Here is a 13,537-nt window from a genome sequence, read left to right as displayed (position 1 = left end):
TCTCCGCATCAGTACCCTGAACGCATGGATGCCGCCTCCGACGCCTCGATCGCGCTGCCCGTCGCCGACGCCGGCCTCTCTGCCGCGGACGTCGCCGAGCGGGTAGCGGCGGGGAGCACGAACGCCTACACGCCCGACACGAGCCGGAGCGTGTGGACCATCGTGCGGGCGAACGTGTTCACGCTGTTCAACGGCATCGTGTTCGCGTGCTTCTTCGTGCTGTTCGTGCTGGGACGCTGGCAGGACGCGCTGTTCGGCCTCGCCGCGTTCGCGAACTCCATCATCGGATGTGTCCAGGAGTTCCGTGCCAAGGCCGCGCTCGACAGGCTCGCGCTCCTCAACGCACCGCAGGCCCGTGTGAGGCGCGACGGGGTCGAGGCCGAGATCGCGCCGGCAGACGTCGTGATCGACGACATCCTGATCCTCCGCGCCGGTGACCAGGTGCCCGCCGACGCCACCGTGATCGAGACGCGCGCCCTGCAGATCGACGAGTCGATGCTGACCGGCGAGTCCGATGCGGTCGACAAGCGCCCCGGCGACGAGGCCCTGTCGGGTTCGATCGTCGTCTCGGGCGAGGGCGCGTGCCGCGTCACGCGCGTAGGCGCCGATTCATACGCGAACCGCTTCGCGGGCGAGGCGAAACGGTTCTCGCTGGTGGCGTCGGAGGTGCGCGGGTCGGTGAACCGCGTGCTGAAGTGGATGAGCTGGATCATCGGACCCGTCGGACTGCTGGTGCTGAACGCGCAGATGATGGTCGCGGGCGGCTGGGTGCAGGCGTGGCAGAACGGCGGCTGGGTGCAGGCCGTGGTCAACACGATCGCCGCACTGACCGCGATGATCCCGCTCGGGCTCGTGCTGATCACCTCGATCACGTTCGCGGTGGGCGCGGCGAAGCTGGCCGGCCAGCAGGTGCTCGTCAACGAGCTCCCGGCGGTCGAGGGCCTCGCACGCGTCGACATCATCTGCCTCGACAAGACCGGCACGCTGACGGCGGGCGAGATCGCCTTCGACGCGCTGCAGGCGATGCCGGATGCCGCCGCCGGCGTTGCGGACGTGCTCGCCTGGTACGGCGCCGCCCCCGACGCGAACGCCACTGCCCGGTGCCTGCGGGATCCGTTCCCGGTCGGCGTCGCTCTCGAGGCGGCGGAGTACATCCCGTTCTCGTCGGCGCGCAAGTGGAGCGCTGCCTCATTCGCAACGGGTCCGGTGGGCACGTGGGTGCTGGGTGCACCCGAGATGGTGTTCGGCGATGCGGCCGCCGATCCCACGACGGACCTCGGCCGCATCGTGACCGAGCTCGCATCCTCCGGCCGTCGCACGCTCGTCCTGGCGCAGGCCGCGACGCCGCTCGGGAGCGGGGACGCCGAGGCCGAGCGGCTGCCCGCGACCCTCGTCCCTGCCGCGGTCGTGACCTTCCGGGAGCAGGTCCGCGACGACGCCGCGCAGACCCTGGCGTACTTCGCCCGGCAGGGCGTCGCCATCCGTGTCATCTCGGGTGACAACCCCCGCACGGTCGCGGCGATCGCGCGGGAGGTGGGGCTCGACGTGGCCGAGGGCTTCGACGCTCGCCGGCTCCCCGAGGACGAGGCGGGGCTGGCGGACGCGCTCGAGCACAACCTCGTGTTCGGCCGGGTGACCCCGGAGCAGAAGAAGCGGATGGTCCTCGCGCTCCAGTCGCGCGGTCACACGGTCGCGATGACCGGCGACGGTGTCAACGATGCGCTGGCCATCAAGACCGCCGACCTCGGCATCGCGATGAACTCCGGCGCGGCGGCGACCAAGGCGGTCGCGCGTATCGTGCTGCTCGACAGCAGGTTCTCGCATCTGCCGGACGTGGTCGCCGAGGGACGCCAGGTGATCGCGAACATCGAGCGCGTCTCGATGCTCTTCCTCACTAAGACGGCCTACGCGACGGGACTCGCCGTGCTGTTCGGCGTGCTCGTGCTCGAGTTCCCGTTCCTGCCGCGCCAGCTGTCGATCACGGACGGCCTGACCATCGGCATCCCCGCGTTCTTCCTTGCGCTGCTGCCGAACACCCAGAGATACGTGCCCGGGTTCCTGCGACGCTCCCTGGCGTTCGCGATCCCCGCCGGCGTGATCATCGCGGTCGCGCTGACGCTGTACACGCTGGGGGCCATGGCGCTCGGGGTGAGCGAACCGGAGCTGCGCACCGGGTCGACGATCATCCTCGCGATCGTGGGCATCTGGGTGCTCACCGTGCTCTCGCGACCGATCACGCGCTTCAAGGCTCTCGTGATCGGGGCGATGTTCATCGCGCTCGTCGCGGTCTTCACAGTGCCGCTGCTCACCGAGTTCTTCCAGCTCGTCGACCCGGGCGAAGACGCAGCCTGGCTGGTGACCGTCGTCACGGTGCTGACGATCGGCGCGATCGAGATCGTGCGGTTCTTCCACCGCCGCTACGTCGCGCGGGCGCTGGCCGACGCGGGTTCACTCGGCGGCGGCGGCGCGGGCGAAGTGGCGTGATCCGGGCGGCGCCCACAGGACGACGACGACCAGCACCTGCACGGCGAGCTGGATCGCGGTGCTCCAGTCCCAGCCGTCGGTGGTTGCGATCGTCACGGCGTTCAGCGTGATCAGGACCGCGAGGTAGATCGTCGCGAGCACGCGGGAGAGCCGGCTGCTGCGGGCGAGCCCCGAGGCGACCGCGACGAGCAGGAGCCCGAAGAGGATGATCGCCGCGCCCAGCAGAGAGACCGCGAGCACCTCGGCGCGCGCAACCTGGTAACGACTGAGGAGGACCAGGATGCCGAGCAGCACGTTGGCGAACGCGCTGAGGTAGACCATGACCACGGCGACGGTCACGACGACCGGCCGGCGCGCAGCGGGCGAGCGGCGGCTCTCGTGCGTGTCGGCGGTCACGCGATCACTGTAGCGGGCGCGGCTCGCGTCAGCCGGTGCAGCCGAGGCGCGTCTGGATCGACTGCATCGCGTCGATCTCGGACGTCTGACCGCTCTTGATGGCGCCGGCCACCTCGAGGGCGCGCGGGTCGGTGCCGAGCTCCAGGAGCGCGTCCGCCATGGGGATCGCGCCTTCGTGGTGCCGGATCATGAGCTGCAGGAACAGGCAGTCCGCCTCCTGCCCGGCGGCGGCCTCCAGAGCCGCGATCTCGTCCGCGGACGCCATGCCCATGGCTTCGTGCGCCTCGTCCTCGGTCATCGCGGCGCTGGACGCGCCGCCGTGCCCGTGGTCGTCGGCTGCGGCATCCATCCACTGCATCATCGGGCCGCCGGACTGGGAGAGACCCCACCGCACGAGCCAGTCGTACATCTGACCCCGCTGGCCGGCCTGCCCGGTGGCGATGTCGTAGGCGAGGATGCGCAGCTCGTCGTCCTCGGTCTTGCGGTAGATCTCCATGGCCATCTCGATCGCCTGTGCGTGGTGCACCTGCATATCGCGGGAGAATCCGGCCTCGGGCGAGGCCGTGCCCAGGGTCGTCGCGGCCGACTGCGAACCGAAGGTCGAGAAGCGTCCGACCGCGAAGGCGAGCGCGCCGATCAGCACGAGCGCGACGGCGATGACGATCCATCGCCGGGGGCCCCCGGTCGACGTCTCGTCCGTCACGCCGCGCCTACTTCTTTCCCGGCGCGTCGAGCGCACCGGTGCAGGCCGCGCCCGGCTCGGGAGCGTTCGTGCTGTTCCAGTACGCCTTGATGAACTCCTCGATGCGCTCGTCGTCGGCAGAGTCGACCTTGAGCTGGGCGTTCCACGCACTGACGGCGATGGGGCTGTCCATGTCGTTGTACGGGGAGAGCAGCGTGTAGGTCGAGGGCAGCGCGTCCTCGAGCGTGGCGATGTCGTCATCCGACACCTGCGCGGGGTCGTAGGTGATCCAGACCGCACCGTGCTCGAGGGAGTGGACGGCGTTCACGTTGGGAACCGGCTCGGTGTAGACGCCGCAGTTCAGCCAGACGGCGTTGTGGTCGCCGCCGGCCGGGGGAGTCTGGGCGTAGTCGACGTCGCCTTCTACATGGTTCGCCGTGTTCTCGAACGTCTCGACGCCCTCGATGCCGCTGCCGTCGCCGGCACCGCGCGCGTACGAGGGAGCCGGCGCGGGCGCGAACACGATGGAGGCGACGATCGCACCGACGACCAGCACGGCGGCGGCCGAGCCGACGATCCACCACACCAGCTTGCTGCGACGGCGCTTGGCGAGCTGCTTCTGGTACTCGGCGAGCTTCTCCTGGCGCTTCTGCTCGCGCTGCTGCTTTACGGTGAGGTCGATCTTCGCCTGCGTGGCCGGGTTGCCGCTCGTGCGCTTGTCGGTCGGGGTCATGCTCGTGATCTCTGCCAATCGGGAACAGGGGTCTGGGCGCCCGGAACATATCGCGCGACGGCGGATGGCGGGTTGCCCTCATCCTATGCGAGCGCATGTGTCCAAGCCCTGAGAAGGCGCCGACAGCGCTCACCGGCACCCCCGGTCGCGCGTGCGGCCGGGCGGGGGCATCCGCTATCATGGGATTTCGAATCGATTCGACCGCGCGTCGAAACGCGGATCCCGGTGCCGATCGGCAGCGCCGGACGATTCGCTTCCCCTCGGTCCGTCTCTCTGCGCCCGCACCGCCTTGCCGCGATGTCGACGCCGTTCCTCCGTACGCCGCCGTCGAATCTCCCGCCACGAAACGAAGCCCACTGTTGCTCGACACCGCATCGCTCCCCGTCCAGAAGCCCCAGACAGCCGCTGATCCCCAGCCCGCGCCGCCCGCGCACCCGACATCCACGGGCGCGATCCGCACGCTCGGGAGCAACCCGGCCACCGCGCCGATCGTGCTGCACCCGGGCGACTCGATCCCGCATCGTCGCCGCGTCCTCTACATCGTGCTGCTCGGCGCCCTGACGGCGCTCGGCCCGTTCACGATCGATCTCTACCTGCCGGCCTTCCCGGTGCTCGAGGCCGATTTCGACACCACGGCCGCCATGATCCAGCTCACCCTCACGGGCACGATGATCGGGTTCGCGCTGGGTCAGCTGATCGTCGGACCGCTGAGCGACAAGGTGGGCCGGCGGATTCCGCTGCTGTCGGTCACGGCACTCCACGTCGTGGCGAGCGTCGCCGCCGCGCTCGCCCCCACCCTCGAGCTGCTGTCGGTGGCACGGGTGCTGCAGGGTGCCGGAGCCGCCGCGGGCGGCGTCGTGGCCGCCGCGATCGTGCGCGACCTGTTCGGCGGTCGCCGCCTCGTCGTGATGCTGTCGCGCCTCGCGCTCGTCTCGGGTGTCGCGCCGGTGCTCGCTCCGCTCGTCGGATCGGCGCTCTTGGCCGTCATGCCGTGGCGCGGCATCTTCGTCGTCCTCGCCGTGTACGGCGCGATCATGCTCGTCTCGGCGATCGTGTTCCTGCCCGAGACCCTGCCGCCCGCGCGCCGCCACGAGCGAGGCTCGACCACCGTGTGGCAGCGCTACCGGAGCGTCTTCAGCGACCGGGTGTTCATCGGCGTGCTCATCATCGGGGGCATGACGTTCTCGGGCCTGTTCTCGTACCTCTCGAGCTCGTCGTTCCTCTTCCAGCTCAGCTACGGCCTGAGCGCCCAGGAGTACGGCCTGATGTTCGCCGTCAACTCGGTCGGCGTCGTGGTGGGCGTCCAGGCCGCGTCGCGTCTGGCGGCCCGTTTCGGTCCGCAGTGGGTCATGGCGTGGTCGACCGCGGTGCTCGTCGTCGCGGCCGCGGCCATCATCGTCACCGACCAGCTCGGTCTCGGGCTCTGGGGGACGATCGTGCCCCTGTTCGTCTTCATGACGGGGTGCGGCTTCACGTTCCCGTGCGTGCAGGTGCTGGCTCTCGACCGTCACGGCAAGGCGGCGGGCACGGCGCAGTCGATCATCGGTGCGACGAACTTCGGTGTCGCCGGCCTCATCTCGCCCCTCGTCGGGTGGATCGCGAAGGATGCCGGCATCACGGCGACGACGATGGCCTCGGTCATGGTCGGCTGCTCCTTGGTCGGTCTGCTGTCGCTGTGGCTCATCGTGCGTCCGCGCACGGTGGAGCGCCTGGCGCCCTGACCCGGGTTCACTCCGCGTGCGCCACCGGCTGCAGGCGGAACAGGCGGACGGTGCGTCCGGACTCCCGCTCGTAGTTGCGGTAGCCGGGCCATTGGGCCTCGATGCGCGCCCATACGGCGTCGCGTTCGGCGTCGGGCACCGGCGTGGCCTGCACGCGCATGCGCCGCCCGCGAACGGTGATCGCGGCATCCGGGTGGGCCAGCAGGTTCGCCGTCCATGCCGGGTGGCGAGCACCGGCGAAGTTCGTGCCCGCGACGATCGCGCGCCCCTGACCGTCGGGCGTGTACATCAGGGCCGCGTCGCGGGGTTCGCCCGACTTCGCTCCGACCGTGTGGAGCACGAGCGACGGCACCAGCAGCGCGCTCACCTGCACCCGTCCGTGCGAGATCCAGGTGACGAAGCGCTCGACCGGCGGCAGCAGCAGCGGCCCCAGCACGCGCCGGAACACCCTCGTGCGGGTGAGGGGCGCGACGATGGCACGCACGATGTCGACGGCCTTTGCTGCCATGGCTCCCATCCTGCCCGACGCCGGCGACGCCGTCACGGTCCGTGAGGCCCGCCGGGACGGGAGGCTGTCAAGAGGCGCGCGGAAAAGCCCGGATGAGGCGGATGTCGCTGCCTGCCAGGCAGAATGGGGCGATGACCACGACAGAGCGGCGGGTGGCAGCGCCTGTCATCGCCTACCTGATCGCCGGGTCGGCGCTCGTGGTGCTGTCGTGCCTGCTGGGCTGGTGGATCTTCTCGCGGGGAGAGGAGCCGTTCGCCGTCGACACCGCGTGGAACGCCCTCGTCGGCGAGTGGTGGGGCCCCGCCCTCACCGGGTTCTCGCAGGTCATGAACTTCGTCGGCGGCGGCTGGTTCGGCGTCCTCGTGGTGCCGATCGGCGGCGCGATCGGGCTCATCCTGCTGCGCCGCCCGTGGGCGGCGGCGTACTTCCTCGCTGCGGAAGCGGTCTCGGCCGCGGGAGTGCAGGTGCTCAAGCACGCGTTCGGTCGGGTGCGGCCGGAAGACATCCTCATCGTCTCGGACTACGGCTCATACCCGTCGGGGCATGTGGCCAACGCGGCCACGATCGCCGTCGCTGCCACCGTGATCTTCCCCCGTTTGTGGGTCGGCCTCGTCGGCGCTGCGTGGGTGCTGCTGATGGCGTTCAGCCGCACTTATCTGCACGCTCACTGGCTGAGCGACACGCTCGGCGGCGCCTTGATCGGCGCGGGGGCGGCACTGCTCGTGGCGGGCGCGTTCGCGCTGCCGATGGCGCGGGAGGGGACGGATGCCGCGGCGAAACGCCCGTGACTAGGCTGAGCGCATGACCGCGCCCGACTCGCCCGCGCCCGATTCCACCGCGACCGATCCGGCCATCCTCGCCGCCGAGACGGAGCTCGCCCGGCTGCGCGCTGAGGCGGATGCGGCCGAGGCGCACCTCAAGGCCGCTCAGGCCAGGGCCGCGCTCGCGGCCGCCGAGGCCGCCGCCGCGAAGGCCAAGGCGACCGGCACGCCCATCGCTGCCGGGCCGACCTCGGCATCGGCGACCCGAGCGCCCGCGGGAGCGCCCCGCTCACCCTCGGAGACTCAGGAACAAAGTCCTCACCCGACCGTCTCTGACAGCCAGCACGCCTCTCCACCCACCATCCTCCCCACGCAATCCGGCCCGCTCACTCGAGCCGACATCGAGAAGATCGCCTCCGGGTATGCGTTCGAGGAGACGACCCTCGATCTCGGTGCTCTGCTCAACGGCGAGCCGGTGCCGTCGGCGCAGATCCGCATCCCGCTCGGCATGATGAATCGCCACGGGCTCGTCGCGGGGGCGACGGGAACGGGCAAGACCCGCACGCTGCAGGGACTCGCCGAGCAGCTCGCGGCGAAGGGCGTGCCGGTGTTCGCCGCCGACATCAAGGGTGATCTGTCGGGTGTCGCGACGCCGGGCGCGCCGAGCGAGAAGCTGCTCGCGCGCACCCAGGCGATCGGGCAGGACTGGAAGCCCGAGGCATCCGCCACCGAGTACTTCGCGCTGGGCGGGATCGGCAAGGGCGTCCCCGTGCGGGCGACCGTGTCGGGCTTCGGGCCGCTGCTGTTGAGCAAGGTTCTGGGCCTCAACGACACGCAGGAGTCGAGCCTCGGCCTCGTATTCCACTACGCAGATGCCAACGGACTTGCGCTCGTGGACCTGTCGGACCTGCGCGCCGTCCTCAGCCACCTCACCAGCGACGAGGGCAAGGCAGAACTCAAGGAGCTCGGCGGGCTGTCTGCGGCGACGGCGGGGGTGATCCTGCGGGAGCTGATCACGTTCGCGGATGCCGGAGCCGACGTCTTCTTCGGCGAGCCCGAGTTCGACGTGGCCGACTTCATCCGCACAGCGTCCGACGGCCGCGGCATCATCAGCCTCCTCGAGGTGCCGGGGGTGATCGACAAGCCGGCGCTGTTCTCGACGTTCCTGATGTACCTCCTCGCCGAGCTGTTCGAGATCCTCCCCGAGGTGGGCGACGCCGACAAGCCGAAGCTGGTCTTCTTCTTCGACGAGGCGCACCTGCTGTTCAAGGACGCGTCGAAGGACTTCCTCGCTGCGATCGTGCAGACCGTGCGTCTCATCCGGTCGAAGGGGGTCGGCGTGTTCTTCGTGACGCAGACGCCGAAGGACGTGCCCTCCGACGTGCTGGCACAGCTGGGCTCGCGGGTGCAGCACGCGCTGCGCGCGTTCACGCCCGATGACGCGAAGGCGCTGCGCGCGACCGTCGGCACCTACCCGAGGTCCGGCTACGACCTCGAGCGCGTGCTGCAGGAGCTCGGCACCGGGGAGGCCATCGTCACCGTGATGAGCGAGAAGGGCGCCCCCACTCCGGTCGCCTGGACGCGGCTGCGCGCGCCACAGGGGCTCATGTCGCCGACGCCCGAGCCCGCCATCGAGGCCGCGGTGAAGGCGTCGCCGCTGCTCGCGAAGTACGGCACGGCGATCGACCGCGAGTCGGCGCGCGAGATCCTCACCGCGAAGATGAGGGCCGCCGACGACGCCGCAGCCGCGGAGGACGCTGCCCTTGCAAAGGCGAAGGCCGATGCGGAGTACGCGAAGCAGAAGGCCGCCATCGACAAGCAGCAGGCCGCCGCCGACAAGGCGAGCGCCGTCGCCGAGAAGAAGGCGCAGCAGGAGTACGAGCGGCTGCTCAAGAAGACGGCGGGGACGACCCGCACGTCGCGGTCGGCCCAGAAGTCGCCGCTCGACCAGATTCTGAACTCGAAGTCGACCCAGACGATACTGGGTGGGGTGATCCGCGGGATCTTCGGCACCGGCAAGCGCTGACGCATCCCAGCCCCCGAGGGCTCCACGTCCCGGGTCCCCGCGCAGTGCGAAGCCGCGCACGGAGCGGGCGTCGGGCGGATCCCTCCGATCCGAAAGGCCCGCGTGCGTCGCAGAGCAGTCGTCGTCGTCGCGCTGACGCTCGCCTTGGCGACCGCCGCCGCGGGCGTCGCGCTGGCGGTGGCCGCCACGTCGGGGACGAAGGACGCCGCGCCCTCGGCATCCGCTTCGCCATCGGCGTCGTCGTCGATCCCGGTTACAGCCGACGACTACTGCTACGTCGAGGCGATGATCTACTACCGCGTCAAGGAGCAGGAGCTCGCGCAGACGCTGCTGCGCAAGGAGGGCATCGACGCCGGGGCGAGCGGCTTCGCCACAGGCATCGCCGCGCGCAACGAGGACGAGCTCGACGACCTGCGCGAGTGGTACGTCTCGTGGGTCGACGCGCGTCCGGCCGAGCCGCCCGCCGACGGCCCCTGCGGCGGCCACGGCGCCGATCACGCGCAGATGCCGGGCATGCCCGCGTGGAGCACGCTGCAGGGCTTCGTCGATGCCCAGCATCCCGACGCCGAGCGCCGGTTCGCCGAGATCCTGCGCGACCAGAACGCGGGGATGGTCGCGCTCGTCGCGCTCATCCTCGACGGCGTTCCGCACCCGGCGGTGGTGGAGTCGGCCGACGAGGTGCTGAAGCAGGCCGCGGCCGATGAGCGGATGCTCGAACAATTCCTGGCCGCGGTGCCCTGAGGACACCGCGGTCTGCGGCATCCGTCGGGCTCCCTGCGCTCAACAGGTCAACCAGGCTTCGACAGGAGATCCGTGCCGGATCGGTCCTGCACGGGCGTGGTTGACCTGTTGACGGCCGGGCGCTGCGGATCGGTGACGCGCACGTGCGCGGCGCACGAACACGGGCGGCGGCGATCAGGCCGGAGATCGGTGCGACGAGGTCACCAGTCGCTGAGCGCGCCGATCGGAGCGAGCGCGCGCGCCGCGTCGCGGAGCGCGCCGACGTGGCGTGCGGCGACAGAGAGGCGCGAGATCGAGGTCGACAGGGTCACCGCTCCGACCGGGCGCGCGGCGTCGTCGTGGATCGGCACGGCGAGGCACCCGCGGTCGCTGCTGAGCAGCGCGACCTGCTCGGTGTAGCCACGGACCGCGTATGCCTCGTGGATGGCGCGGACGTCGCCGGACGCCGCGTCGACCCGCCAGCTCGGCGCCTGCGGCAGACGGCGGTCGGGGTGCGCGACCAGCCAGAGGTGTCCGATCGCCGATCGCGCGGGGTCGGCCAGCAGCACGTCGGGGTCCGACAGCGGCTGGGTGGTGTCCTCGTCGAGCACCAGAAGCCCGGAGCGGTGGAAGGCGAACAGGTGCACCGCCTCGCCCGTCTCGCTGCGGAGGCGATCCACGACCGCGGCGTGGGCCGGTCGTGTGCGGGCGCCCACGATCGCGGCGAGCTCGAGCACGCGCGTGCCGAGCAGGAACCCGGAGAAGTCCGGGCGCCGCACGAGGTACTCGTCGCGGACCAGCGAGTTGACCACGCGGTACACCGTCGCCCGCGGGGCGCCGACGGCGCGGGCGATCTCGGCCGCCGACGCGCCGCGGTCGTCACGCGCGACCTGCTCCAGGATCTCCAGCGCGAGGCCGAGGCCCTTCTCCGGAAGCCGGGTGTCGCCCGCGAGACCCGCGCCGCTCACGACCGGGCCGGCCCTTCGATGCAGTCCGAGTCGATCGGCCAGTCATGCACGCCGATCCGCGCGGCCACGCGCGGGTGGCGTGCCAGCCGCAGCGCGCCGGCGCCGACGACGACGGTGAGGATCCCGGCCGTCCACAGCAGCCCGCCGGGATTGTCGCGCAGTGTCGCGGCGAGGTAGAACCCCAGCACGCACAAGAGGCCGGCCAGGGGGAGTGCGCTGACCACCACGGCGCGCACCGTGAGCTCGCCGATGCGCGCGAGGAACACCGGCGCCGCCGCGCACACCAGTGCGTACGCCAGCACGAAGCCGATGATCGACGCCGGCGAGGTCACGATCCGCATGTCCTGACGGCTGCCGCCGACAGCGAGGATCGCGATCGGAACCGCCGTCACCACCGTCGTGAGCAGCACGCCGGCGACCGCCGGCACGCCGCGACCCGACACCCGGCCGAAGACCACCGGCAGCAGGCCCTCGCGGCTCATCGCGAAGCCGAGCCGCGTCGCGGCGTTCGTCATCGCCAGGGCGCAGGCGAGGAACGAGATCGCCACGATCACGTCGATGAGGCCGGACAGGCCCGTCACGGCGGCGAGGGATGCCGCGCCTGGCCGCTCCGCCACGATCGACAGCTGCGCGGCCGTCCCGACCAGCATCACCAGTCCCGTCGCGCCCACGCTCACCATCACCGCGCGCGGCACCGCCGCGAACGGACGACGTGTCTCCGGCCCGAGGGCGGCGCCGCTCTCGAAGCCGACGAAGCCGATGAGGGCGAAGGCGACGCCCGTGATGATCGCCTCGAGCGAGAAGTCCGAGGGGCGCGGGACGAGCAGCCCCAGATCCCACCGGGTGAGGCTGAGGGCGGCGATCGACAGGACCAGCACCGTCGCCACCGCGATCGACTCGAGCACCAGCAGCATGCGGGTGGACATCCGGAGTCCGCGGGCGACGACCAGCGCGATGATGCCGCCGAACACGGTGATGAGGACGACGACGAGCCACGGGGGAGCGGCGCCGCCGCTGAGAAGGTCCGCGAGTCGCTGCGAGCCCGACGCCAGCGTGTTCATGGCGACGGCGAGGTAGCCGATGCCCAGGGCGGCGCCGGTGACGAGGCCGACGTGGGAGCCGAGGCCGCGCGCCGCGAACGTGTACAGCGAGCCCGTGCTCGCGATGCGCCGCGCGAACATGCCGATGACGAGGCCGACGCCCACGACGAGGGTGATCGTGATCGCGATGTCGAGGAACGCGAACGATCCGCTGCGCGCGTAGGCGGCGGCGGGGTGGATCAGCAGGACGCCGGCGGGCGCGGTGGCCGCTACCGACTGCGCGACCACGTCGATCGTGCGCGCGTGGCGACGGTGCAGGCCCGCGAAGGGCGAGCTGGACCCGAGATCGTTCCTCGGCCGCGCCCGCTCGATCGCGTCCGCGAGTGCAGTGCTCACGCGTCCTCCTCGGTGCCCGGCGCTCGCCGCGGTGCGGCTGGCCGCGACGCTACCGGGCGCGCGTTGCCGGAAAAGGCGGCCCGTGTTTCCGCCGCGTGACACGGCGTGAGATCAGCGGGCCGGGATCGGCCGTCGTCGTCTCATCAGGATTTCGCTCGGCGTTCGCGACGCCACACGGCGGGGAAACGGCGCGGGCGAAGAATCGGCCCCGACGCGGGTGCGAGCCGCGTCATCGCCCTCGAAAGGAATCCCGTGACCGAACAACAGCTCTCTCCCGAGGGGGACTCGCCGCCCCCCTCGCGACAGCGGCCGGCACTGCGCGGCCGACTGCTCACACCGCGCGCCCTCGGCATCGGCTCCGTGGTCGCCGCCGCGGCCGCCGCCGTCGCCCTCCTCTTCGCGACGCAGACCGCCGTACAGGCGACCTCGTCGCCCGAGATCACGGCATCCACCCCCATCGCCGCCGACAGCACGGACGAAGACGCACCCGAGAAGGCGGAGGAGGTCGCCAAGCCCGCGACGATCGCGGCCGCCTACGACGCGCTCTCGGGAGCCGAGGTCGAGTACGTGCGCTTCGTCGGCGCTCAGGACGCGGCGTTCGCGGCCGGCGAGGACGTGTTCGGCGAGCCGGGACTGCAGTTCCTCTCCACCGACGTGGCCGACCCGCAGGCGTATTCCGACGGACAGCGGCGCCTGATCTCCCTGTACTACGACTACGCCACCAACGAGACGGTCAGCATGATCGTCAACGCGACGAACGGGGCGGTCGAGTCCGTGGACCGCGCCTCGGGCACGCAGCCCGCTCCGACGGATGCCGAGACCTCGCTCGCGTGGGAGCTGCTGCTCGACTCCGACGCGGCCCAGCCCGTCGTCGACGAGTTCGCCGCGCTCACCGGCGGCTCGGTCCTGACCCCGGCATCCGCCGAGGTCCTCCTCACCGCCCACTCGTTCGTCACGGATGCCGGATCCTTCGGTGCCGAGTCGTGCGGCGTCGACCGGTGCGTGCAGCTGCTCGCCCAGGTCGACGGCGGCGCCTTCCTCACCACCAGCACCTACGTCGTCAACCTGTCGACGCGGGCCGTCCTGTCCATCTCATGACCTT

12 protein-coding genes are annotated in these 13,537 nt (G+C 71.2%); 6 read left to right on the top strand and 6 right to left on the bottom strand.

Going from position 1 to position 13,537, the window contains the following annotated elements; genetic code table 11:
• Positions 1 to 24 precede the first annotated feature (24 nt).
• Positions 25 to 2,484 (top strand): HAD-IC family P-type ATPase, encoded by a 2,460-nt coding sequence (locus MRBLWS13_RS07645; RefSeq protein WP_349428431.1) that lies wholly within the window; start codon positions 25 to 27, stop codon positions 2,482 to 2,484.
• On the opposite strand, the gene MRBLWS13_RS07640 is transcribed toward MRBLWS13_RS07645, so the two are convergent.
• From MRBLWS13_RS07640 to MRBLWS13_RS07630, 3 genes are read right to left on the bottom strand one after another with little or no spacing between them, the layout of a single operon-like run.
• Positions 2,449 to 2,880 (bottom strand): hypothetical protein, encoded by a 432-nt coding sequence (locus MRBLWS13_RS07640; RefSeq protein WP_349428430.1) that lies wholly within the window; start codon positions 2,878 to 2,880, stop codon positions 2,449 to 2,451. The genes MRBLWS13_RS07645 and MRBLWS13_RS07640 overlap by 36 nt on opposite strands.
• Positions 2,881 to 2,908: 28 nt before the next feature.
• Entirely contained in the window at positions 2,909 to 3,583 is a 675-nt protein-coding gene (locus tag MRBLWS13_RS07635) for a DUF305 domain-containing protein (RefSeq protein ID WP_349428429.1), read from the bottom strand.
• Positions 3,584 to 3,590: 7 nt separating this feature from the next.
• Entirely contained in the window at positions 3,591 to 4,295 is a 705-nt protein-coding gene (locus MRBLWS13_RS07630) for a DUF3105 domain-containing protein (RefSeq protein ID WP_349428428.1), read from the bottom strand.
• Positions 4,296 to 4,654: 359 nt separating this feature from the next.
• Here MRBLWS13_RS07630 and MRBLWS13_RS07625 point away from each other — a divergent pair, with 359 nt between their 5' ends.
• On the top strand, positions 4,655 to 6,016 hold the full coding sequence (locus tag MRBLWS13_RS07625; protein ID WP_349428426.1) for a multidrug effflux MFS transporter: 1,362 nt from the start codon (positions 4,655 to 4,657) through the stop codon (positions 6,014 to 6,016).
• Positions 6,017 to 6,023: 7 nt separating this feature from the next.
• On the opposite strand, the gene MRBLWS13_RS07620 is transcribed toward MRBLWS13_RS07625, so the two are convergent.
• Complete coding sequence (locus MRBLWS13_RS07620) at positions 6,024 to 6,524, bottom strand: nitroreductase family deazaflavin-dependent oxidoreductase (protein WP_349428425.1); 501 nt, start codon at positions 6,522 to 6,524, stop codon at positions 6,024 to 6,026.
• Positions 6,525 to 6,655: 131 nt separating this feature from the next.
• Between MRBLWS13_RS07620 and MRBLWS13_RS07615 the strand changes: the two genes are divergently transcribed.
• The 3 genes from MRBLWS13_RS07615 to MRBLWS13_RS07605 all read left to right on the top strand — a co-directional run bounded on the left by MRBLWS13_RS07615 (position 6,656) and on the right by MRBLWS13_RS07605 (position 10,052).
• Positions 6,656 to 7,312, top strand: a complete 657-nt coding sequence (locus MRBLWS13_RS07615) for a phosphatase PAP2 family protein (RefSeq protein ID WP_349428424.1) — start codon at positions 6,656 to 6,658, stop codon at positions 7,310 to 7,312.
• Between the two features lie 13 nt (positions 7,313 to 7,325).
• Positions 7,326 to 9,311: a helicase HerA-like domain-containing protein gene (locus MRBLWS13_RS07610; protein WP_349428423.1), complete on the top strand. Its 1,986-nt coding sequence runs from the start codon at positions 7,326 to 7,328 to the stop codon at positions 9,309 to 9,311.
• A 102-nt stretch (positions 9,312 to 9,413) separates the two neighbouring features.
• Positions 9,414 to 10,052 carry a DUF305 domain-containing protein gene (locus MRBLWS13_RS07605; RefSeq protein WP_349428421.1) on the top strand — a complete coding sequence of 213 codons (639 nt, stop codon included), beginning with the start codon at positions 9,414 to 9,416 and terminating at the stop codon, positions 10,050 to 10,052.
• Between the two features lie 200 nt (positions 10,053 to 10,252).
• Here the strand turns inward: MRBLWS13_RS07605 and MRBLWS13_RS07600 are convergent, their stop codons facing one another.
• Positions 10,253 to 10,999, bottom strand: a complete 747-nt coding sequence (locus tag MRBLWS13_RS07600; RefSeq protein ID WP_349428420.1) for a helix-turn-helix domain-containing protein — start codon at positions 10,997 to 10,999, stop codon at positions 10,253 to 10,255.
• Positions 10,996 to 12,435: an APC family permease gene (locus MRBLWS13_RS07595; protein ID WP_349428419.1), complete on the bottom strand. Its 1,440-nt coding sequence runs from the start codon at positions 12,433 to 12,435 to the stop codon at positions 10,996 to 10,998. The genes MRBLWS13_RS07600 and MRBLWS13_RS07595 overlap by 4 nt, the downstream gene beginning before the upstream one ends.
• 252 nt (positions 12,436 to 12,687) lie before the next feature.
• On the opposite strand from MRBLWS13_RS07595, the gene MRBLWS13_RS07590 reads away from it, so the two are divergent.
• Entirely contained in the window at positions 12,688 to 13,533 is an 846-nt protein-coding gene (locus MRBLWS13_RS07590; protein WP_349428417.1) for a hypothetical protein, read from the top strand.
• Positions 13,534 to 13,537: the final 4 nt, after the last annotated feature.

This window comes from Microbacterium sp. LWS13-1.2, assembly GCF_040144835.1.
Classification (GTDB): Bacteria; Actinomycetota; Actinomycetes; order Actinomycetales; family Microbacteriaceae; genus Microbacterium.
This window is presented reverse-complemented; position numbering and strand designations above follow the sequence as displayed.